This is a genomic window from Levilactobacillus bambusae (genome assembly GCF_003124125.1).
GTDB classification, from domain to species: domain Bacteria; phylum Bacillota; class Bacilli; order Lactobacillales; family Lactobacillaceae; genus Levilactobacillus; species Levilactobacillus bambusae.
Map to the genome: position 1 here is coordinate 266,942 of NZ_QCXQ01000001.1, position 19,972 is coordinate 286,913.

Sequence of the window (19,972 nt, forward strand, 5' to 3'; positions counted from 1 at the left end):
TTTTTTGGTACAGCCTAAAAGTCTCGGGCGCTAGACGGCTAACTTTTAAATTAGAACAGGCCCGTAATTTTACCCGTTTCATCAATATCCATATCTAGTGCCGCTGGATGCTTAGGTAGCCCAGGCATCGTTAACACGTTGCCCGTTAACGCCACAATAAACCCGGCTCCCAGCCGTGGAGCGAACTCCCGGACGTGGATGGTAAAGCCCGTGGGTGCCCCCAATAGCTTGGGATCATCAGATAGTGAGTACTGGGTCTTAGCCATGCAAACGGGTAGGTTATCCCAACCGTTTTGGGCAAAGGTCCTTAACTGACGACTGGCCTTAGCTGACAGTTCAACGCCTTGGCCCCCATAAATTTCGGTGACGATTTTAGTCATTTTTTCCGTCAAACTATCCTGGTTATTATACAGTGGCACAAACTGGCTCGATTCTTCAGTTGCTTCCACAACCGCATCAGCCAAATCAATGGCACCAGCGCCACCATCAGCCCAAACCGTCGTGACGTACCCCGTCACCCCGAGTTCCTGAATATAGGCCAACAGCGCGCTAATTTCGCTATCCGTATCGCTGGAAAACCGGTTAATTGCGACGATAACGGGAACCCCATAGCGTTGCATCCCGCGAACGTGTCGTTCTAAATTGGGAGCGCCCTTTAATAATGCAGCAACGTTTTCCTGGGTAAGGTCGCCCTTAGCTACGCCGCCGTTGTATTTCAATGCCCGAACGGTTGCAACCACTACCACGGCGTCTGGCGTTTTCCCTAGTGCAGGCACCGTAATATCCATAAACTTTTCGCCACCTAAATCGGCCCCAAAGCCAGCTTCAGTCACGGTATAATCCGCCAGCTGCATTGCGGTATGGGTAGCCAAAATAGAATTACACCCGTGGGCAATGTTGGCAAATGGTCCACCATGAATAATGGCAGGCGTATGTTCTAGCGTTTGAACCAGGTTTGGCATCAAAGCGTCCTTCAGTAGCAGCGTAATGGCTCCGCCAACCTTTAAGTCGCGGACATAGACCGGTTGCCGATCGTAGGTATACCCAATTAAAATTTGATTTACCCGGTGTTTAAGGTCGGGTAAATCTTTGCTCAAACACAAGACAGCCATGAGCTCGCTTGCCACCGTAATATCAAACCCGTCTTGGCGGGGTTCGCCTGAAGTCCGGCCACCTAATCCGACGACGATATTTCGTAATTCACGGTCATTAATATCGAGTACCCGTTTCCACACAATTTGGCGGGGGTCAAGGTTAAGTTCATTTCCCTGCTGAATATGATTATCAATTAGAGCAGCTAACGTATCGTGGGCTTCAGTCAATGCGTGCATATCCCCGGTAAAATGGAGGTTAATATCCTCCATTGGGACAACTTGTGCGTGGCCGCCTCCCGTTGCCCCCCCTTTAAGTCCCATTACCGGACCCAAAGAAGGCTCACGCAGAGCAATAATGGTTCGTTTTCCCTGTCGGGTTAACGCATCGCCCAAACCAACCGTTACCGTTGATTTTCCTTCACCCGCTGGTGTTGGATTAATCGACGTCACTAACACTAATTTTTGCTTGGTTGGTCGATCAACGGTCACTGGTAAATGAATCTTAGCCTTGGTGTGCCCGTATGGATCAATGTCAGTCGCCGATAAACCAATCCGCTCGGCAATCTGCTTGATTGGCAACAACGGGGTATTTTGTGAGATTTCAATGTCAGTTTCTGTCATAAATAGAGGCCCTCTTTCTAACGGTGGGCAGTTTGATCAATAATTTCCTTTAATTCAAGAACCGAGTTATGGGGCAAAAGGAACTGATAAATCCGCCCGTGAACAATGATCGCAAGCCGATAGCGACTCGCTGTAACACTTTCAATATCATCTAAGGGGATCGTTAACCAGTGGTGATTTAAGATTCGGCTGACCTGCAACCGGTTATCCTTGAGGGTTACATTCCGATAATGAACTTCGGCCCAACATAAGACGGCGAACACTAGAAAAATACTAAAGGTCGCCCACTGAAACTTAGTGGCTTCAAGCCAAATAATAATGCCGAGCCACGCAACGGAAAATGTCCAAGACCAATTAATAATCGTGCTTAATGGCCCTGGCTGATACAAAAAGCGACGTTCCTGGTTAAGCAAAAAATCACTCCTTAGTTGATTAAACAAAAAAACTTTAAATTAGTTTGTCCCGCCCAGAACGGAGCAGCTAAACTGCCAGTTACTAACGACGCGCTAGGCCGATAGTCCTGTTGTTATTAACCTGTATTCTAGCATACATCGTCCCATAACCGACCCGAATCGGAGAAGATCAGTAGCAAACTAACGATTTCTTAATCTTAACTAGTTAGAACCCGCAGAAGACTTCGTACCCAGGCGACATCAGCGAGCTCATGGGTTTGACGTAGTAAATTGGCGTACCCAATCATGACCGCCCAAATTCGTTGAGTGAGGACTGGCACGGTAACCTCCAAGTCGTTTTGCGCAATTAGGAGGGTTGCAATCGTTGATAAACTCTTTTGTCCCGGTAATTTTTTATCGGTTGGTAACTCATACGGACTACTGAATAAAAATCGAAACGCTTCCGTTCGCTCCGTAGAAAACGTTAAACAGTTCATCACCATCTGAGTTAACATCTGGCTAGCCTCTGGTGAATTAAGCACCTGGGCGTGTAGTTGATCATCGAACTCTTGTGAAATCTTAATCAAAAGATTGCTCATTAAAGAACTTTTATCAGGAAAATGACGGTAAACGGCTGCTGGTGTTACCTCTAAGTCCCGGGCGATTTCTCTGAGAGAAACGTTTTCGTATCCTTGTTCCTCGAGTTTTTCTTCTCCAAGGGTTAAGATGTCTTGGCCTAAATTCTTGTGGTGGTATTGATCAGTCTTGCTTTTTTCTGCCATTGATTTGTCCCTCCCCTTAACTCATGGTCTTCTACATTTATAATACCACCCGTTTTTTAATATGTAAACAATGTAAACATATTGTAACAACGCTGTTTGGGCACCGCCATTATTCTCCCCTTCTCACTTTTTTGAGAAGTTTTTATTCCACATGTTATTCTTTAGAATATAAAAATAAATACTGATCTGTGTTATATATTCTTAAGAATAACAAATACAATAAAAAAGCTAGCAGGCGGAAGTGCCCTCCGCTGCTAGCTAAATTATATTATCAAATGGTTATGACGCTTCTTGCTGCTTCTTTTGCTGCCACTGATCGTAAACGCGATCAATGCTGTAACTCAGTACGCCAACTACGGCTACCCCGATTGTCCAGGCCATAACACCAAAGCTTGATTCTAAGAATACTAGCAGTCCACTAAGAAAAACTGCTAGCACAACCGCAACTAAGATTATTGGCCAAACTGTGTTTTTCATCGTTAACGCCCCCCAAGCGAAATTGATAAATTAATCATTATTGGTACACGGTTAATTTATCAATTTTTACAGATAAACTCAAGAATTTTTACTTCTTTAATTACCCTTTGGGCCGGGAAGCATTTTGCGAATTCCACCCTGGGGATCCTTTACATCCCCACTATACCTTGGACTTAAATAAATGTGAGCATGCATAACGGTCTGACCGGTATCGAGGTCCACGTTAATTCCGATACTATACCCATCAGGCAAATACATTTCATCTAATATCAATTTAGCTTGATTCATCAGATCGTCCTCAGATCGTCCATAGCCGCCCGATAAACTCGGGGCACGTCAAAGTGGGTCGAAAAATGACTTTCCGGAACAATCAACAGGTTGCCCTTTCTAACGGGGTGAGTATCATAAAACGCCTTTACCAGCTCGTTTTCAATTAAAACGTCTTCCTTTTTTTGCAAAACAGGCACCCCTGTTCCTTCATCACTAGCTATCCTTCCCCTTAGTGAACTTTTGGGACCGTTCCTTCGCCCAGTACTGGAAGTAATCCGTACGAAGGGCCCCGTTATAAAGCTTTCGTTTCTTAGTGGCCTTTTCGCCGTAGTATTCTTCGAATTCCAAATCCGCAGTCAAGAAGTAGGCGGAACTAGTTCGCATCGGTCGAAAAACATGGCCCATTTGACGGTAAAGCTTATGGACACTCTCACGGTCACTCATCCGTTCACCATAGGGCGGATTAGAAATAATCACCCCATCATCGAGCTCTAGCTTTAGGTCAGCTACTGCAACCTGTTTAAATTGAATGTCATGCAGAACGCCCGCTTCTTGGGCGTTCACCCGAGAAATATCAATCATACTTCCATCGATATCTGAACCATAAATCTCTAATTCCGCGTCGTAATCCGCTAAGCTATCTGCCTCTGCCCGTAAATCCTTACTGATTTGAGCATCCACCCAATCCCATGATTCGCAAACAAAGTCCCGGTTAAAGCCGGGGGCAATGTTTCTACCAATCAATGCAGCTTCAATTGGTAAGGTCCCTGAACCACAAGTAGGGTCTAAAAACGGCATTGTCTTAGGGTGCCACGTCGTAATATCAATTAATGCGGCGGCCATGTTTTCTTTAAGGGGCGCCGTTCCTTTGTCCAAACGGTAACCCCGCTTAAATAAACTGGCTCCCGTCGTATCCAAGGTCAGTAAAACATGATCCTTATTGATAGCGACTTCAAGCGGATAAAGCTGGCCAGTTTCAGGCAATCGCGTTCGGCGGTGATAAACGTCAGATAGCTTGTTGACGATCGCCTTTTTAACGATGGCTTGAACGTTCGGAACACTATGCAGCTGTGATTTTTGGGATCGGCCCTCTACCGGAAATCTCGCGTCCATTGGTAAAAGTTGGTCCCATGGATAAGCCTTAGTTTTTTCGAATAGTTCATCAAAAGTGCGGGCGTCAAACTCTGCCACAATGATTTTAATCCGATCAGCCGTTCTTAACCATAAATTCGTCCGAATAGCATCCGCAATCGTCCCATCAAACCTAACGCGGCCGTTTTCCACTTTCGTCTCATAACCTAGATCACGAAGTTCGCGACCTGCTAACGCCTCAATTCCACTAGCAGTCGCCGCGTACATATGAAAATTTTGCATATTTTCCTCCTTGGGAGTACGTTATTCATTCGGTTGATTAACCGTACCCATTAACCAACTAACCAAAAATAGGCACAAAAAAAGTGGGAGCAAGCTCCCACCCGTCGCCTGAAACAGAGTGCAAATCCCTGTAAGCCATGTTTTGTACCAAATCAGGATTCAGGCTCACTGACTTGGTGGTAATCATCTATCTCGAGAACAATAACTTGTTCTCCCCCCACATTTAGTTCATTTCCAGATGTGAAGCTCCCCTACCATAAGTTTGGGTTTCCCGCTCGAGGGGTTTACCGCGTTCCACCAACACAGTTTCCCATGTTGTATCGTCACTGTGGCACTTTTCAGGAATACTCGGACATAGCCGAAGCCTTAGTCGTTTTTTCCGCCGTAACGCCAATTAAGACGTCCGCCAGCTTATTTTTTCGCTGACCACGAACACTACAAGCATCTCAGCTTGTGCGAGAATGGACTTTCCTCAGCCGACAATTGCCGACCGCAATTACCCAGGATTTGCACTCAGTAAATTATCACAAACGATGCGATTCGTTTGGATCATTATCAAATTGTGGGCCGTACACCTTACGTTCTAACATCGATAACCGTTTGAGAATATCCATATTAGATGTACTTGCCGTTTGCTGGCTGCTGCTGGAAGGCGCTTGGCTCCTAACAGACAGCTGCTTATCAAGTTCATCTACCTTATTACGCAAGCGCTCATTTTCATCTTGTAACGTCTGCGTTTCCTTAGAGAACGTATCATAATCTTTAATGACGCTATCCAAAAATTCATCAACGTCTGCAGGATCGTATCCCCGCATCTTTTGGCGAAACTCCTTCTGCAGGATATCTTTTGGAGTAAAATTAATATTTTGCATCGATCATTACACCTCGTCATTTGTATAAACCAGCATAAATTATGTTAGCATACTTTTTTAAAATTGGGAATCCCTTTTTAAATTTTCTTGTTCGGCATACTCAGAAGCACTTTCTTGCAGCCAGTCCATATCGATTAATACGACTGGGTAGTTATGTTCCTCGGAAAACCGGTGGGCAGCGTCATAATCGTACTTCGGTTTCCCCGGCATATCTAAATCATAAACTAACGCAGCTTCGTCCGTATGGCTTAACATAAATTCTTGATAATTTCTTAACTGTTGGGGTGACTGATAGGGTGCATTAGTCACTGAATCAGTAAAATCAACCCGACTTTCTAAGGTGGCCAGAGCGGCCTGTTTATCTTCCTTCCAGTTACTTCCAAACTGAGCAAACGGCAGCATCATGGCAACCTGAAGTTCAGGATACTCCGCTTTAAGTTCCAGCCCCACCTCGATGCTCCACTGCTCAGTTCCTAGTTGTCCCCCGCTAATCAGCCAGTCTACCCCATCCTCAATTCGTGAAATTAAATAGTTTTTTAGGGCAAACTTGATGACCTTTAATTTTTTATCATCGTTTCCCCAAATTCCTAATTCATAACTCCGGTAACCCGTTAGCCAAAGTCGACTCATCCGATTCACCTTACTTTTTTATACTTATAATTTACCGCAAATTTATCGGTTCGAACAGGTTAAAGTTGGTCTAAGACTGTTTTTCTTGATTTTGATTGGTATAATACAAATAGCTGAATTTTAATAATGGCCATATTGTCGGTTAATGACCCTATTTAGAAAGGTGATGAGAAGGTGACCATTCGTTATCCAAACGGCACGGTGTTTCATGCTAACGCCACTTCTACCCGTCCCAAGCTAGTTCAACGCACAACCACCTATGGGAAACGCGGAATGGCGTTAGAAGATGAGATTAACGCGTCAAATACTTATTATTTGGAGCATCAAGTTGCCGTCATTCATAAAAAACCGACCCCGATTAACATTGTTAAGGTGGACTATCCCAAGCGTAGTTCAGCGGTAATCCGCGAAGCCTACTTTTCAGAGGCTTCCACCACGGATTATAACGGAATCTACCGTGGCCGCTACATTGACTTTGACGCTAAGGAGACCCGAAATAAAACCGCATTTCCCCTCAAAAATTTTCACCAACATCAAGTCGAACACCTGCGTCGATGTGTCGCTCAGGGAGGGATCTGTTTTGCTTTAATTAAGTTTAAAGTCGTTGACCGAGTTTTCCTATTAAAGGCTTCTGACTTATTCAACTACTGGGATTCCGCTGAACAATCATCGGGTCGCAAATCAATCCCCTTTACCGACGTAGAACAGATTGGCTACGAGGTTCGCTATAAAATGCAGCCTCTCATCCCCTACTTGGACGCCGTTGATAATTTGATTGATGATAACCTGAACTCTGAAAAATTTGACGTTAAAGGAGATTAACATGTCGAGCAATAATCCAAACTCCCGGGTCGCCCGTAATAAACAAAATTATCAAAAGGGGCCTCGCCGGGGCTTAAAAATTTTCCGCCGGATTTTATTTGTGATCGTCGCCGTAATTGTGTTTGCTGTGGTTGCCGGTGCCGGGCTATTTTTCTTCTACGCCCAAGGCGCACCGCACATTAGTGAGGCACAGCTGTCAAGCGATAACTCAACTAAGATCTACGATGCGAACGGTACGGTTATTTCACGGTTAGGAGCTCAGAACCGGGACTACGTGAGTTCCAAGGATATTCCAGACACCCTCAAAAAGGCCGTTGTATCCATCGAAGATCGCCGGTTTTACAAAAACAAGGGGGTTGACCCCATCCGGATCGCTGGGGCTGCCGTTGCGGATTTGACCGGATCATCGACCCTCGGGATGCAGGGTGGAAGTACCCTGACCCAACAACTGGTTAAACTATCCGTTTTTTCAACTAACGCTTCTGATCAAACCCTAAAGCGGAAGTCCCAGGAAGCTTGGTTGGCTATCAAGGTGAACCAAAAGTATTCCAAAGATAAGATCCTTGAGTTCTATATTAATAAGGTTTATATGGGGAACGGGGTCTACGGGATGCAGACCGCTGCGCATTACTACTATGATAAATCCCTAGATGAGCTAACTCTCCCTCAACTCGCCCTGTTAGCCGGCATGCCACAGTCGCCAACCGGTTATGACCCAATCCGCTACCCACAATACGCAAAACAGCGACGGGATCAGGTCCTCACGGCGATGACAGAAAACCGAGAAATCACTGCCGGGGATGCCGCCAAAGCCAAGGCAGTAAGTGTTACTGACGGCCTGTCTAAAACGCATACCTCAACCTCTGTTAACGCGAAGACCAGTAAGGTTGCCGATGCCTACCTTAAACAAGTTTACGCTGAATTGAAGGGCAAGGGCTACAACCTCCAAACGGGTGGCCTAAAAGTTTACACTAACTTAGATATGGGCGCGCAGGAACACCTTTACAACATCGTCAATTCCGACGTCTATCTCAGCTACCCAAGCGATAAGTTCCAAGTCGGTGCTACGGTGACCGATCCGAACACGGGAAAGGTCACAGCAATGATTGGCGGCCGGAAAACCGGTAACGTCAGCCTTGGTCTGAACCGGGCCGTTCAAACTGATCGGTCCTCCGGGTCAACGGCTAAACCGTTAATGGATTACGGTCCGGCCATTCAGGATCTTTACTACCCGACTTACCAACCGGTCCAGGATACGGCCTTTACCTACCCGGGTACCAGCAAGACTCTGAACGACTTTGATAACAAACATGAGGGAACCATTACCATGCGAAAAGCGCTGGTTGAATCCCGGAATATTCCGGCAATTCGGACCTTGCAAAACGTAGGAATCTCACGGGCCACAACCTTCTTAAAGGGGTTAGGAATGACCTTTGATAACACCCTATCATTACAAAACGGAATTGGACTTTACGTCTCAACGGAACAGGAAGCAGCAGCTTACGGGGCCTTCGCGAATGGTGGAACCTACTACAAACCTTACCTGGTTAATAAGGTCGTTGATAAGTCTGGGGAAACAAACACCTACTCTTCGAACGGCAAACGGGCAATGTCACAAGCAACTGCCTTTATGATGACAGATATGCTTAAAGGTGTCATGACCAGTTCTAACGGATCAGGAACGGCGGCTAAGATCAGCGGTGTTTATCAGGCAGGTAAAACCGGGACGACCCAGTACCCCGACGATTTTAAGGACCAAGTTCCGAGTGATTCCGCCATGGACTCTTGGTTTACCGGGTACACCAAAAACCAGGCCGTCTCAGTTTGGACGGGGTATGACAAGCAGTATACGACTGGCCACTATCTGACTCAGGACCAAACGAAGATTGCCCAAGAGATCTATAAGTACGAAATGCAGTATCTGCAAATGAACAACCCAAGTAGTGACTGGACGCAGCCTAGCGATGTTGGAATGACCAAGAAGAACGGTGTCTCCGAATACTACGTTGTTGGCCATGATCAAGCCGTTGGAACCGCAGCAATTACTTCCAGTAATTCTAGTGTCACGGGAGCCTCCTCATCGGCTTCGTCCACTACTGGAAGTAACGCAAGCAACACCAACCGGTCATCGTCTTCAACATCTAAGTCATCTTCATCATCTAGTTCATCTAGTTCCTCATCCTCAACGACTTCCAAGGAGTCTTCATCCACAGAGGAACCGAGTGCCTCCTCATCGTCTAAGAGTAATTCCTCATCTGCTTCTAGTGAGAAAGCCTCGTCTGCAACAACTTCTTCAAAGTCAGATCGAGCAGCCACACCGGCAACGACTCAAACCGATAAATAAGCAGCAATAGATCGGCGATGAGCACCGACTTAATCTAACCAAAAGCAGCCTTACCAAATTCGATTGCAGGATAATCGAACTGGTAAGGCTGCTTTTTTATTATAAACCGTGTTATCGGCTATTGTTTTTATCCCAACACGAGTCCCTTAGGAATCCAGGTTTTTAAAATGATCGGGGTCAGTTAAGTTAAATAAAGGAATATGGGGAAGCTTTTGCTGGCCGGGCTGCTTGCCCGTCCCTTTATCCTGCTGACTTTCTAATTGGCGTTCCCGCTCCTTTTGAACCTGCTGTGCCGTCGTCAAGTTTTTACGTTCCCAATTCAATAGAATTTTATCCATATAGCGTAAGGAATAGGCTTGATTCAGCACGGCTTCCTTTAAGGCTAAAACAATCAAATTCGGTTCATAATGATCCTCGTCTAACCAGCCGTTGACCTCCTGCATTTCCATCGGCGAAAGTAACCGGCCAAATTCCTGTTGGATTTGTTCAAAAACTACTTTTCGCTCGAACTTCTTATTAGTGGCCGAAATGACATTCACCGTTTGCTGATCCAACATGGATAGTTTTTCGGCTAGTAGGCTAAAGTCATACTGATCGTGACTTAATCCATCAGCTTCACGTTTGGTATTAATCTGCATCAGCTTAGCCGAAATCATTTGGTGTAACACTGAATAAACCTCTTGAACGTCCCAGCCTAATGCTGACGCAATGTCATCTGCCTTAGGTGATTCATTGCCCCGGTCAAGCTGTCCCTTTAGCTGAAGATAAACTAAAAATTGATCGTTAGTCATCCCTAACTCATGGTAGTGACTTAATAGGTAATTTGAAAGACTTGTCTGCCCCGCCGCTAAATAATGCTTTGCAAAATTGTCCATGTGGATCTCCTTATCATTGTGATGATGCGGCTAAGGCCATACCAAATTTGTATGGTATGGCCTTAGCCTGAAACATTAATCTTAGATATTCATGATTTTTTGAAGGGTCTCACCCGTCTTAAAAGCGTAGGTAACGTAACATAACTTACCCGATTGATTCACGTAACTAACCTGCCAGGCAGGATCCCCGTTGAATAATCCGAGTGCCGCCTGCAATACCTTTTTAGGTTTTTGCTGACTCCAAACCTTTTTTAAAATATCGTTTCTGGTTAGCCCCGAATTCTGTTTAACGACGGTCGTTTTAAGTTGCTTGCTCTTTGGTACAATCGCGTAGACTGATTGCTTATTTTTAGTTCCCGGAACGGTATAGTACACATCGTTTAAATTCGTCCAGTAAAAGCCCGAGGTCGGTTTGACGCCTGACTGCTTAGCCTTTGATACGGCAGCTGACTGTGCGTGAACTAACGGGGAGGTGGCGTGGCCCACCAGATAGAGCCCACCAAAAATAATTAATATTATTACAATCAGTATCCCCCACAGCCATCGCAGTCGATGACTACGGGTCCGCTGATAATCACTTCTCATCATTGCTTAACAGCTCCCTTTATTCACTGTTGTTCAGTGTACCAAACTTTGAGGGTCTTAAATTAAATTCCGCTTGAGTTTTCAAAAAAATTAACGAGTCTCATTCGCAGCTGTTCCGTGGTTCCCGTAATCATGGGTAAATCAGCCGGCAAGGCATTCAGCATTGATTTTCCGTACGGCTTATCAATTAAGCGGCGATCAAGAATCACAATTGCCCCGGTGTCTTGATCCGTCCGAATCAAGCGGCCAACTCCCTGTCGAAGCCGCAGTGTAGCCTTTGGCAACGCCGCATTATAAAACGGACTTTTTCCCTCCGCGGTGAGGCGATTATACTCGGCTTTGACAAATACTTGGTCGGGCGATTCAAACGGCAGTCTCGTAATCAGTAATAACTCTAACTGTTCATTTGGTAGATCGACACCCTCCCAAAAGCTACCCGCACCGAGGAGAATGGCATCCGTGCCGTGACTAAACCGCTTGGCAATCCGTTCCCGCGATCCGGTTACCCCCTGAGCTAATATTTCACGATCTTGGAACACGGGTGATAGAGTTAACCAATCGTACACTTCCTGAATGAGACTTAACGAATTAAAAAGAACCATGGTCTGCTTATGGACGCTTCCCGCCAGATCCTCGATGGCACCCACTAAGTAAGAAACGTAATCCCGATTGCTAACCTGAGCAACATCAGGCCCATCTGTGGCTACCAAAAGTTCTGCTTGCTGACGGTAGTCAAAATTACTGTGCAACCGATGCGTTGCCACCTGTTCGCGGTCTAAATCATAACGGTCTAATAAGAATGTCGAACGTTTAGATGAAAATAGCGTCGCCCCGGTAAATAAGGGGGGCTGAAAGTACTGGTAAACGTGGCGACTTAAAAAGCCCTCGGTAGAAAGAAGTCCCCCGGATAGCTGCAGACTGTTTTGATCGCCTGCATGCCCCAGGGTCAGCCAAAATAGGTTTGCGGTGTCACTGACCATCGATTCGTCCACGATTGCCAACATTTGTGCGAGTAACTCATCCAACTGTCGAGCATACCGTTCAAACCTTGTAAACGCATAGTCATCGGCTTCTTCCCACTGTTCGGGATCACCCTCAAATTTTTGCCGCAGTTTTGCCAGTTCATCTAGTAAAATATCCCCTGCACTACGACAAACCTTAAGGGCGGCTTGAAGGTCGGCAAACTGGCGGCTTAACGCTTGCCGATCGACTAATTGCTCATAAGTCTGATCATTCTCAGGTCGACGATGTTGACCGATAAATTTGTGGTAAAGCGAATGGGTAATCGTCTGAATGGCATCATCCAACGTTAACAGCAAGTGGTCAATCCCAACGAGTTGGGTCGTCATCGCTGCGTCGGCCACAAAGGTATCCGTTAAGGACCGACCGTGCTCGCTTTTTACCGTCCGTTGAACGTGATGAATCGCATTAATAATTTGAGAAAACCGAATGGTCGATCGTCTTTGATGAATGGTACTTCGGACAAAATCCTGGGCTTCATCAATCACTAAATACGGTTGGTTCAATAACTCCCCGAGTGCTTGGGCGTGCTCCGCTAAATAGGCGTGGTTAACAATGACAAACTGAGCGGACTGAACCGCCCGATTACGGCGGCGTAAGAAATCATCCGCATAAAAGGGACTATCAACGGGTACCGATTCTACGGGGCCGTGGACAATCTCACTAAAATAAGGGGCAGAATACGTTGCCAGATGCAACTCATCTAAATCACCAGTAGTCGTTTGGGTCAGCCATACCAACAGCCTTAGCTTAAGTAACTGGGTCTGTTTGGAGGGTTCATCAATCGCAAGTGTCAAAGCAAATCGATTCAGATCAATATAGTGCCGGTTTCCTTTGACAATGACGGCCGATACGTTAAACGGCACAATGGCATTCAACGCCGGAATGGTGTCCGCCTTAAATTGTTCTTGCAATAGCGTCGTCGCCGTACTAACGACCGTTTGCCCCCCTACCTGGGTTAAATAGGCAAACGGTAGTCCATACCCTAGACTTTTACCGAGGCCGGTCGGTGCCTCAACTAGCAGCGTCTTAACGGGATGCTGATCGGTGTCGTGATAATTCTTATAAATCAAGTTCATCATTTTTGATTGCTCGGCTCGCCACGTTAAGTCGGCCGGCATTAACCTTAGCTTTTGCCGTTTAGTCTTGGGGTAGTCAACTGCTTCAGGCGTGAGTGGTTCTAATTCCATTGAAGGTGATTCCCGTAAGGCCAACCCATTTTTAATATAGGTTCCCTTTGGCAAGGGTTTAGGGCGATTCAAATTCAATTCTAGCGCTGACCCAAATAGATCAGCAGTATCACGAGGTAAATCGGCCCGTAAATCAACCATTTGTTGAAGGGTAACGATCGGTAATTGCCGGAGTCGGTGCAGCAGATGAATAAATAGTTGGGCCGTTGCGTCGGCATCACTATCTGCTGAATGCGGGTTACGATGTTCAATGGCAAGTGTCCGGCTAAGATCCCTAAGGCGAAAACTAGTCGCCGTAGGCATCAAAATTTGGCTGAGGGAAACCGTATCAACCGCTTCGATTTCAAGAATTGGGTAGCCAACCCGTTCAAACTCAGCGTTAATAAAGGGTAAATCAAAATTAACGTTATGGGCCACAAAGACCGTGTTGGTCAATAAACTATAGAGCGTCCCCGCAATATCATCAAATAACGGTGCCTTTTTAACCCGCTTGTTGGTGATACCTGTTAGCCGCTCAATGGCTGCCGGAATCGCCCGTTCGGGGTTAACGTCCGTGGCAAACCGATTAATAATTTTATGGTTTTGAATAAAAACGCAGCCGATTTGAATAATTCGGTCCCCATCCTTAACTGAGGTCCCGGTCGTTTCAATGTCAACTACTGCGTAAATTGTTTTATTATTCATAAGGATCTTAATCACCAAATTCTCTTGCTAAATTCTTACTCCAATCATACACCACTTACGGTAACAAGGCTACGGAGGAGTAAACCCGACCCTTGATTTTCATTTGATTTACTCGATCGGTCCCCGTTAAAATCACTATCAGTTGATTAAAAACCTATAAGCATTCTGGCGATTTTTTTAAAGTTAGGGTATGATAAAGGTTCGAGGTAATTCGAATGAAAGTGAGCGATAGTATGGTAAAAACGGCCATTGGTAAAAGTCACGCCAAAATCATCCTTATTGGGGAACATAGCGCAGTCTATGGCGAACCGGCCATTGTCCTTCCCCTCTCTTCAGTGGTCACTACCGTCACCATTAAATCTAACAGTAGTAACGGACAGTGGTTAGACTGTCGTTATTATTCTGGTCCAATTCAGCGGTTAAGCGATAATATGCAAGGGATCCGCACTTTGATTGAAACCCTGCTAACCCGGTTTGACGCCCAAACCACCAGCTTTAAAATGCACATTGAGAGTGAATTACCGGCTGAACGTGGCATGGGTTCTTCTGCTGCCACTGCGGTCGCCATTATTCGGGCAATGTACCAATATTTTGATCGGCCCCTAACGAGAAGTCAACTATTAGCGGATGCCGACATCGAAGAAACCATTACCCACGGAAACCCTAGCGGAATGGATGCCGCTACCACGAGTTCCGACGTCCCAATTTGGTTTGTCAACGACCGGCACCTGAAGGAAATCATTCAAATTCCAATCACCCTGTCCTCTTATTTAGTCATTGCTGACAGTGGGATCAAGGGAAAGACCGGTCAAGCTGTGAAACACGTGGCCGAACAGAAAATGACCAGTCCTGAAAAAACCGATCAACACCTGCAAAGGTTAGGCCAGTTAGCTAATGAGGCTAAGGAGGCAGTGGCTAGCGATAATTCCCGTGACTTAGGCCAAATGATGACTGAAGCCCAATGGGAGTTAAATCAATTAAATGTGAGTTCTCCCGAATTAGATCGGTTAATTACGACCGCTATGGCTACGGGAGCACTGGGGGCTAAACTGACGGGCGGCGGCTTAGGCGGCTGCATGATTGCACTCTGTGCCGATGAAGAAAAAGCCCTCCAGGTTTCGGACGCCCTGCTTGCAACTGGAGCTACCCGAACCTGGATTGAGTCCTTTAACTTTGAGGAGGAAAAAACACAATGACCCAGTTATTTTCAAAGAGTACGGCAAGGGCCCATACGAACATTGCGCTCGTAAAATACTGGGGGAAGGCTGATTCTGACTTGAAATTACCGATAACAGATAGCTTATCTCTGACGTTAGATGGGTTTTACACGGATACCAGTGTGGTTTTTGACGATTGCTTAACGGCCGATGAAGTCACCCTTAATTCCCACCGTTTGTCACTCGACGAAGCATCCCGGGTACATCAATTTTTAGATGTTGTGCGCGAGTGGAGTCACCTGACAACGTTTGCTCGGGTTCAGTCCGTTAACCATGTTCCGACGTCGGCGGGCCTCGCTTCATCCGCATCCGCTTTTGCCGCATTAGCTGGAAGTGCTAGCCGGGCGGCAGGGTTAAATCTTAGCCGTAAAGATCTATCACGACTCGCTCGACGGGGTTCAGGTTCTGCTAGCCGTTCGATTTATGGTGGATTTGTCCAGTGGCAAAAGGGAAACGACGAGACCTCCTACGCTTTTCCGGTCGAGGAAGATGTGACTTGGCCCATTAGTATGGTGGCATTAATCGTTGATGCCAACCAAAAGAAAGTTTCATCAACCCTTGGAATGCAAACCAGTGTGGCTAGTTCCCCCTTTTACGCCCAGTGGCCCACTATCGTGGCAAAGGATCTAGAGGAAATTAAGCCGGCCATTCTAAACCATGATCTGACACATGTCGGTCAGATCATGGAGGCAAATGCTATGCGGATGCACGCTCTAACCCTATCTGCTGCACCGAGTTTTACCTATTTTAATGGTGAAACTATTCGGGCCATGAACCTTGTTCAAAGCCTTCGACAAACTGGCGTTGAATGTTACTTTACTTTAGATGCTGGACCCAACCTAAAAATTCTTTGTGAATCTGAAAATGAAACCACTGTGGTAGCTGCCCTGGCAAGTGAATTTGGGGCAGATCATGTATTGGCCACACGCCCTGGTAAGGGGTTAACCTACCTCTCTGATTAATTGTTGCTGAAAGGACATGATGTTTTTGATTTCCGTGCAAGCTCCCGGAAAATTATATATTGCAGGCGAATATGCGGTGGTTGAATCTGGATACCCTGCAATTATTGTCGCTGTTGATCAATTTGTGACGGTTTCCGTTGAAAATAGTGAGGACGTGGGTAGTCTTATTTCTACCCAATATCAAGAAACCCCCATTGTATGGCGCCGAGAGGGAGACGAAATGGTTTTTGATGACCGTGATAATCCCTTTCAGTATATTTTATCGGCCATTCGACTGACCGAATCCTACGCCCGTGAAATTGGACGTAAGATGACCGTTTATCATATGAAAATCGATAGCGACTTAGATAGTCCGGACGGAAAAAAATACGGTCTTGGATCGTCAGCAGCTGTAACCGTTGCTACCATTAAAGCGCTCAATGAGTTTTACCAATTAGGCTTAAAAAAAGCTCAACTATTTAAATTAGCCGCCATCGCCCACTTAGATATTCAGGGTAATGGGTCTCTGGGAGATATTGCGGCCAGTGTATACGGTGGTTGGATGGCTTACCAATCGTTTGATCATGATTGGCTAGCTTCTGAACGCCACCTGAAGGGACTACCAGAACTAATTAATGAGGACTGGCCCGGGCTTTCCATCGAGTTGCTTACCCCACCCGATAAATTAGAGTTGTTAATTGGGTGGACGGGATCACCTGCTTCGACCTCCCATCTCGTCGACCGGGTGGCCGTCATGAAGGCGGAACAACCTGATCACTACCAGGCCTTTTTAAATCAGAGCAAGCAGTGCATTAACCGCCTTGTAACTGGATTTCGAACCAACCAATTACCGGTTATCCAAAGGGAAATCACAGTTAACCGGCGACTGCTTAAGAAACTAGCCGATTTTAGTCACGTGGTCATTGAAACCCCCGTTTTAACTAAAATGTGTGATATTGCTGAACGGTTTGGCGGTGCAGCTAAATCGTCCGGTGCGGGTGGTGGTGACTGTGGGATTGTCATTATTAACAAGGATCAGGACATTAATACGATGGTTAAAGAGTGGTCGGCAAACGGCATTAAACGGTTAAAAATGAACGTTCACCATGTCTTAGGTGAATGATGAAGGAGGATTTTCATGGCATCAAGTCATTCGCACCGCAAAGATGAACATGTTTCGCTTGCTGAAAAATTCTATCAACCGACAGCCACTTCCGGCTTTGATGACGTCCAATTTATCCACCAAAGTCTTCCAGAAATATCACTCAATGAAGTTTCTTATGCGACCCACTTAGGTCCCCTAAAACTGGAGATCCCCTTCTTTATCGAAGCCATGACCGGAGGCAGTCCTAAAACGGGCCAGTTAAACACCCGCTTAAGTAAAATTGCTGCGGCAACTGGACTAGCGATGGCAACGGGGTCAGAAAGCGTGGCCCTAAAGGAACCCGAATTAAAAGAGTCGTTTAGTGTCGTTCGCCAAACTAACCCCACTGGATTAGTTTTTGGTAACATTGGCGCTGGTCATAGTCTTGAGCAAGCCCAAAAGAGTGTTGATTTATTAAGGGCGGACGCATTAGAGATCCATCTGAATACCCCCCAAGAATTAGTGATGCCTGAAGGAGACCGGTCTTTTTTTTGGCAAGCTGAATTGCAACAAACCATTGCCTTGCTTCCGGTACCTGTCATTGTTAAGGAAGTCGGGTTTGGGATGTCCATGGAAACCCTAACCCAGTTAAAAACGCTCGGGGCAACCATTGTCGACTTAGGTGGCCGGGGAGGCACAAACTTTGCGGAAATCGAAAACTTTCGGCGCCCTAAAAAAGATCTAGCCTACCTTTCTGATTGGGGCTTAACTACAGTGCAATCCCTTATGGAGGCTCGAATGGTTTCTGGATTAGACGTGATTGCAACGGGTGGGATCCGGAACCCCCTCGATATTGTAAAGGCGTTAGCCCTTGGTGCAAACGCGGTTGGAATTGCCGGTGCCCTTCTCCACCTGTTAATTCATGAAGATGATGCCACTATCATTGCCACCCTTAATGATTGGAAGCAAGGGGTTAAAACGATTATGACCCTATTGGGGGTTAGAACCCTTGCGGAACTTCAGCAGGTAAAACTACTCGTTTCACCTAACATGGAAAGCTACTTAAGGCAACGCAAAATCCCCTATTAATTTTACGGGAATGTAAAACGGAAGGATAACCAAATTGGTTATCCTTCCGTTTTTAGTAAGTGCTAAATACCCTTTTGATCATATGCGAAGAATTAATCCCCCTAGGTGCGGGGTTGTGTTTAAGGTAATAAGTTAAAGTAAGAATTGACGTGTTACTTAATAAGATAAAAAGGTCTGCGGATTAAGATTATCCGCAGACCAATCATTTAGTCATAGACTTGGAACCGAAGTCCCTTAGGAAAGAAATTTTTAATCGTTTTACCGACTAATTTGCCATATGCAACTGGTTGATTGTCGCATACAAGAAGGTACCATCCCTTAGAATGTTCTTCATCAATCGTAATGGTCTCACCATGTACTACCTTCGCCCACTGTTCGTGATTAATCGTCAATTGATGCTGGGCCTGTTCCGGTTTTACCGCTAAGGCTAACGCGTAGGAAGGTTCAAACCGTTTTTTCTTAAACGTTCCAAGGTGTAATCCGGGCCGTTCAACCTTCAATTTTCCGAAGGCCGGCATCTCAGCCGGCACCGAGTAGAGTTGATCTCCAAATGTCAGCAAATGAGGAAAAGTTATCCCGATTAACTGATCGGCTGAAAACTCCGTCCACAGTTTTTGCTGTTCACGGGTAAGGCCAACTTGCTGTGGCTTGGCCGGTTTTGCACCTTGATTCCAATCGGCATCGGCCTGTAATTTAGCCACAAAATGCCCCTCGCCTAACATCTGATTGGGAAAAAGGCGGGCGGCCTTCTTTAATTCTGGATTGCCGTTAGCCCATTCCGGTCTAGCGTCCGAAATTCCGGCCGTTTTCTCAATTGGTATGAGGTGAAATTCAGGGTATTGGTCTAACAACCACGCGATAGTCTGTTCATCTTCCTCCGGTGCAAACGTACACGTTGAGTAGACTAGCTGTCCGCCAGGCCGTACCATCTTAACGGCCTCCGTCAGGATTTCCCTTTGCAGAGCGGCGCACTTTTGCGGGTAATCAGCGTCCCAATACGCCATTGCCTCTGGATCCTTCCGGAACATCCCTTCGCCCGAACAGGGAGCATCCACAACCACCTTATCAAAAAAGCCGGCAAACGGTCGCGTTAATCGTTCCGGACTTTCATTTAAAATTACCGTGTTATGGGGGCCAAATCGCTCAATATTTTCAGCCAGAACACCAACCCGTTTTTTCATAATTTCATTGGAAACTAAGAGGCCGGTATTATCTAAGTAACTCGCTAAGTGAGTTGATTTGCCACCCGGAGCCGCACAAAGATCGAGCACCCGGTCGCCGCGTTCAGGGTGTGCGGTAGCCCCGACAAACATGGCACTCGGTTCCTGACTGTAGATGGCCCCGCTCTGGTGAGCTACCGATCGACCGTGAACTTCACCGTAATACCCCCACTTAGCGTACGGCACCGGTTCAGATAAATCCAATCCGGTGGGGATCGATTGTTTTAATGGATTAATCCGAAATCCGTGCTTCACTGGTTCATCAAAGCTAGCAAAGAAGGCCTGCGCCTCAGGACCCATTAATTGCTGATATTTATCAATAAATGCTTGTGGTAACTTAGCCACACTTAATTCCTCCCTGATCCGATTTCTTTATTTCCTCATTATAC

The 19,972-nt window shown here is 46.1% G+C and carries 19 protein-coding genes and 1 other RNA gene; 6 read left to right on the forward strand and 14 right to left on the reverse strand.

The genetic code is table 11. The annotated features are described in order from the left end of the window. Positions 1-50: 50 nt before the first annotated feature. The 10 genes from DCM90_RS01415 to DCM90_RS01455 form a co-directional block, all read right to left on the reverse strand. On the reverse strand, positions 51-1,715 hold the full coding sequence (locus DCM90_RS01415; protein WP_109249577.1) for a formate--tetrahydrofolate ligase: 1,665 nt from the start codon (positions 1,713-1,715) through the stop codon (positions 51-53). 17 nt (positions 1,716-1,732) lie between these two features. Further along, on the reverse strand, positions 1,733-2,128 hold the full coding sequence (locus tag DCM90_RS01420; RefSeq protein WP_109249578.1) for an EbsA family protein: 396 nt from the start codon (positions 2,126-2,128) through the stop codon (positions 1,733-1,735). Between the two features lie 197 nt (positions 2,129-2,325). Next, the gene (locus DCM90_RS01425) at positions 2,326-2,889 is read right to left on the reverse strand and encodes a TetR/AcrR family transcriptional regulator (RefSeq protein ID WP_109249579.1); all 564 of its coding nucleotides are present in this window, start codon (positions 2,887-2,889) and stop codon (positions 2,326-2,328) included. Between the two features lie 279 nt (positions 2,890-3,168). Next, a complete protein-coding gene (locus DCM90_RS01430; RefSeq protein WP_109249580.1) occupies positions 3,169-3,366 on the reverse strand; it encodes a hypothetical protein in 198 nt (65 codons plus the stop codon). A 96-nt stretch (positions 3,367-3,462) separates the two neighbouring features. After that, on the reverse strand, positions 3,463-3,654 hold the full coding sequence (locus DCM90_RS10055; RefSeq protein WP_225365932.1) for an HIT family protein: 192 nt from the start codon (positions 3,652-3,654) through the stop codon (positions 3,463-3,465). Further along, a complete protein-coding gene (locus DCM90_RS10060) occupies positions 3,654-3,824 on the reverse strand; it encodes an HIT domain-containing protein (protein ID WP_225365933.1) in 171 nt (56 codons plus the stop codon). The genes DCM90_RS10055 and DCM90_RS10060 overlap by 1 nt, the downstream gene beginning before the upstream one ends. 25 nt (positions 3,825-3,849) lie before the next feature. Further along, positions 3,850-5,010, reverse strand: a complete 1,161-nt coding sequence (locus DCM90_RS01440) for a THUMP domain-containing class I SAM-dependent RNA methyltransferase (protein ID WP_109249581.1) — start codon at positions 5,008-5,010, stop codon at positions 3,850-3,852. Positions 5,011-5,136: 126 nt separating this feature from the next. After that, an RNA gene (gene rnpB / locus DCM90_RS01445) (RNase P RNA component class B) lies at positions 5,137-5,518 on the reverse strand. A gap of 16 nt (positions 5,519-5,534) precedes the next feature. Then, positions 5,535-5,882 (reverse strand): cell division regulator GpsB, encoded by a 348-nt coding sequence (gpsB, locus tag DCM90_RS01450; protein ID WP_109249582.1) that lies wholly within the window; start codon positions 5,880-5,882, stop codon positions 5,535-5,537. A gap of 57 nt (positions 5,883-5,939) precedes the next feature. Next, positions 5,940-6,512, reverse strand: a complete 573-nt coding sequence (locus DCM90_RS01455; RefSeq protein WP_109249583.1) for an SLOG family protein — start codon at positions 6,510-6,512, stop codon at positions 5,940-5,942. A gap of 174 nt (positions 6,513-6,686) precedes the next feature. On the opposite strand from DCM90_RS01455, the gene recU reads away from it, so the two are divergent. Together recU and DCM90_RS01465 are read left to right on the forward strand one after the other, a co-directional pair. Continuing rightward, positions 6,687-7,334, forward strand: coding sequence for a Holliday junction resolvase RecU (gene recU / locus DCM90_RS01460; RefSeq protein ID WP_109249584.1), 648 nt, complete (start codon positions 6,687-6,689; stop codon positions 7,332-7,334). Position 7,335: 1 nt separating this feature from the next. Next, positions 7,336-9,678: a PBP1A family penicillin-binding protein gene (locus DCM90_RS01465; protein ID WP_109249585.1), complete on the forward strand. Its 2,343-nt coding sequence runs from the start codon at positions 7,336-7,338 to the stop codon at positions 9,676-9,678. 146 nt (positions 9,679-9,824) lie between these two features. Here the strand turns inward: DCM90_RS01465 and DCM90_RS01470 are convergent, their stop codons facing one another. The 3 genes from DCM90_RS01470 to DCM90_RS01480 all read right to left on the reverse strand — a co-directional run bounded on the left by DCM90_RS01470 (position 9,825) and on the right by DCM90_RS01480 (position 14,032). Beyond that, positions 9,825-10,553, reverse strand: coding sequence for a DnaD domain-containing protein (locus DCM90_RS01470; RefSeq protein WP_109249586.1), 729 nt, complete (start codon positions 10,551-10,553; stop codon positions 9,825-9,827). Positions 10,554-10,634: 81 nt separating this feature from the next. Further along, complete coding sequence (locus tag DCM90_RS01475) at positions 10,635-11,141, reverse strand: cell wall elongation regulator TseB-like domain-containing protein (protein ID WP_225365934.1); 507 nt, start codon at positions 11,139-11,141, stop codon at positions 10,635-10,637. 59 nt (positions 11,142-11,200) lie between these two features. After that, positions 11,201-14,032 carry a helicase C-terminal domain-containing protein gene (locus DCM90_RS01480; RefSeq protein ID WP_109249826.1) on the reverse strand — a complete coding sequence of 944 codons (2,832 nt, stop codon included), beginning with the start codon at positions 14,030-14,032 and terminating at the stop codon, positions 11,201-11,203. Between the two features lie 215 nt (positions 14,033-14,247). Here DCM90_RS01480 and mvk point away from each other — a divergent pair, with 215 nt between their 5' ends. From mvk to fni, 4 genes are read left to right on the forward strand one after another with little or no spacing between them, the layout of a single operon-like run. Then, entirely contained in the window at positions 14,248-15,228 is a 981-nt protein-coding gene (mvk, locus tag DCM90_RS01485) for a mevalonate kinase (RefSeq protein ID WP_306419283.1), read from the forward strand. Then, positions 15,225-16,211, forward strand: a complete 987-nt coding sequence (gene mvaD, locus DCM90_RS01490) for a diphosphomevalonate decarboxylase (protein ID WP_109249587.1) — start codon at positions 15,225-15,227, stop codon at positions 16,209-16,211. Before mvk ends, mvaD begins: the two co-directional genes overlap by 4 nt. Positions 16,212-16,236: 25 nt before the next feature. Beyond that, positions 16,237-17,313 (forward strand): phosphomevalonate kinase, encoded by a 1,077-nt coding sequence (locus tag DCM90_RS01495; RefSeq protein ID WP_109249828.1) that lies wholly within the window; start codon positions 16,237-16,239, stop codon positions 17,311-17,313. Positions 17,314-17,328: 15 nt separating this feature from the next. After that, a complete protein-coding gene (gene fni, locus DCM90_RS01500) occupies positions 17,329-18,363 on the forward strand; it encodes a type 2 isopentenyl-diphosphate Delta-isomerase (protein WP_109249588.1) in 1,035 nt (344 codons plus the stop codon). Between the two features lie 206 nt (positions 18,364-18,569). On the opposite strand, the gene DCM90_RS01505 is transcribed toward fni, so the two are convergent. Continuing rightward, the gene (locus DCM90_RS01505) at positions 18,570-19,928 is read right to left on the reverse strand and encodes an RsmF rRNA methyltransferase first C-terminal domain-containing protein (RefSeq protein ID WP_109249589.1); all 1,359 of its coding nucleotides are present in this window, start codon (positions 19,926-19,928) and stop codon (positions 18,570-18,572) included. Positions 19,929-19,972: the final 44 nt, after the last annotated feature.

Excerpts from the sequence above, each read along its gene's own strand:
- DCM90_RS01455 (WP_109249583.1), bottom strand. The coding sequence starts at position 6,512 with ATGAGTCGACTTTGGCTAACGGGTTACCGGAGTTATGAATTAGGAATT.
- DCM90_RS01440 (WP_109249581.1), bottom strand. The coding sequence starts at position 5,010 with ATGCAAAATTTTCATATGTACGCGGCGACTGCTAGTGGAATTGAGGCG.
- DCM90_RS01475 (WP_225365934.1), bottom strand. The coding sequence starts at position 11,141 with ATGATGAGAAGTGATTATCAGCGGACCCGTAGTCATCGACTGCGATGG.
- gpsB (WP_109249582.1), bottom strand. The coding sequence starts at position 5,882 with ATGCAAAATATTAATTTTACTCCAAAAGATATCCTGCAGAAGGAGTTT.
- DCM90_RS01415 (WP_109249577.1), bottom strand. The coding sequence starts at position 1,715 with ATGACAGAAACTGACATTGAAATCTCACAAAATACCCCGTTGTTGCCA.
- DCM90_RS01480 (WP_109249826.1), bottom strand. The coding sequence starts at position 14,032 with ATGAATAATAAAACAATTTACGCAGTAGTTGACATTGAAACGACCGGG.
- mvaD (WP_109249587.1), top strand. The coding sequence starts at position 15,225 with ATGACCCAGTTATTTTCAAAGAGTACGGCAAGGGCCCATACGAACATT.
- DCM90_RS01430 (WP_109249580.1), bottom strand. The coding sequence starts at position 3,366 with ATGAAAAACACAGTTTGGCCAATAATCTTAGTTGCGGTTGTGCTAGCA.
- DCM90_RS01470 (WP_109249586.1), bottom strand. The coding sequence starts at position 10,553 with ATGGACAATTTTGCAAAGCATTATTTAGCGGCGGGGCAGACAAGTCTT.
- DCM90_RS01465 (WP_109249585.1), top strand. The coding sequence starts at position 7,336 with ATGTCGAGCAATAATCCAAACTCCCGGGTCGCCCGTAATAAACAAAAT.
- mvk (WP_306419283.1), top strand. The coding sequence starts at position 14,248 with ATGAAAGTGAGCGATAGTATGGTAAAAACGGCCATTGGTAAAAGTCAC.
- fni (WP_109249588.1), top strand. The coding sequence starts at position 17,329 with ATGGCATCAAGTCATTCGCACCGCAAAGATGAACATGTTTCGCTTGCT.
- DCM90_RS10055 (WP_225365932.1), bottom strand. The coding sequence starts at position 3,654 with ATGAATCAAGCTAAATTGATATTAGATGAAATGTATTTGCCTGATGGG.
- DCM90_RS01425 (WP_109249579.1), bottom strand. The coding sequence starts at position 2,889 with ATGGCAGAAAAAAGCAAGACTGATCAATACCACCACAAGAATTTAGGC.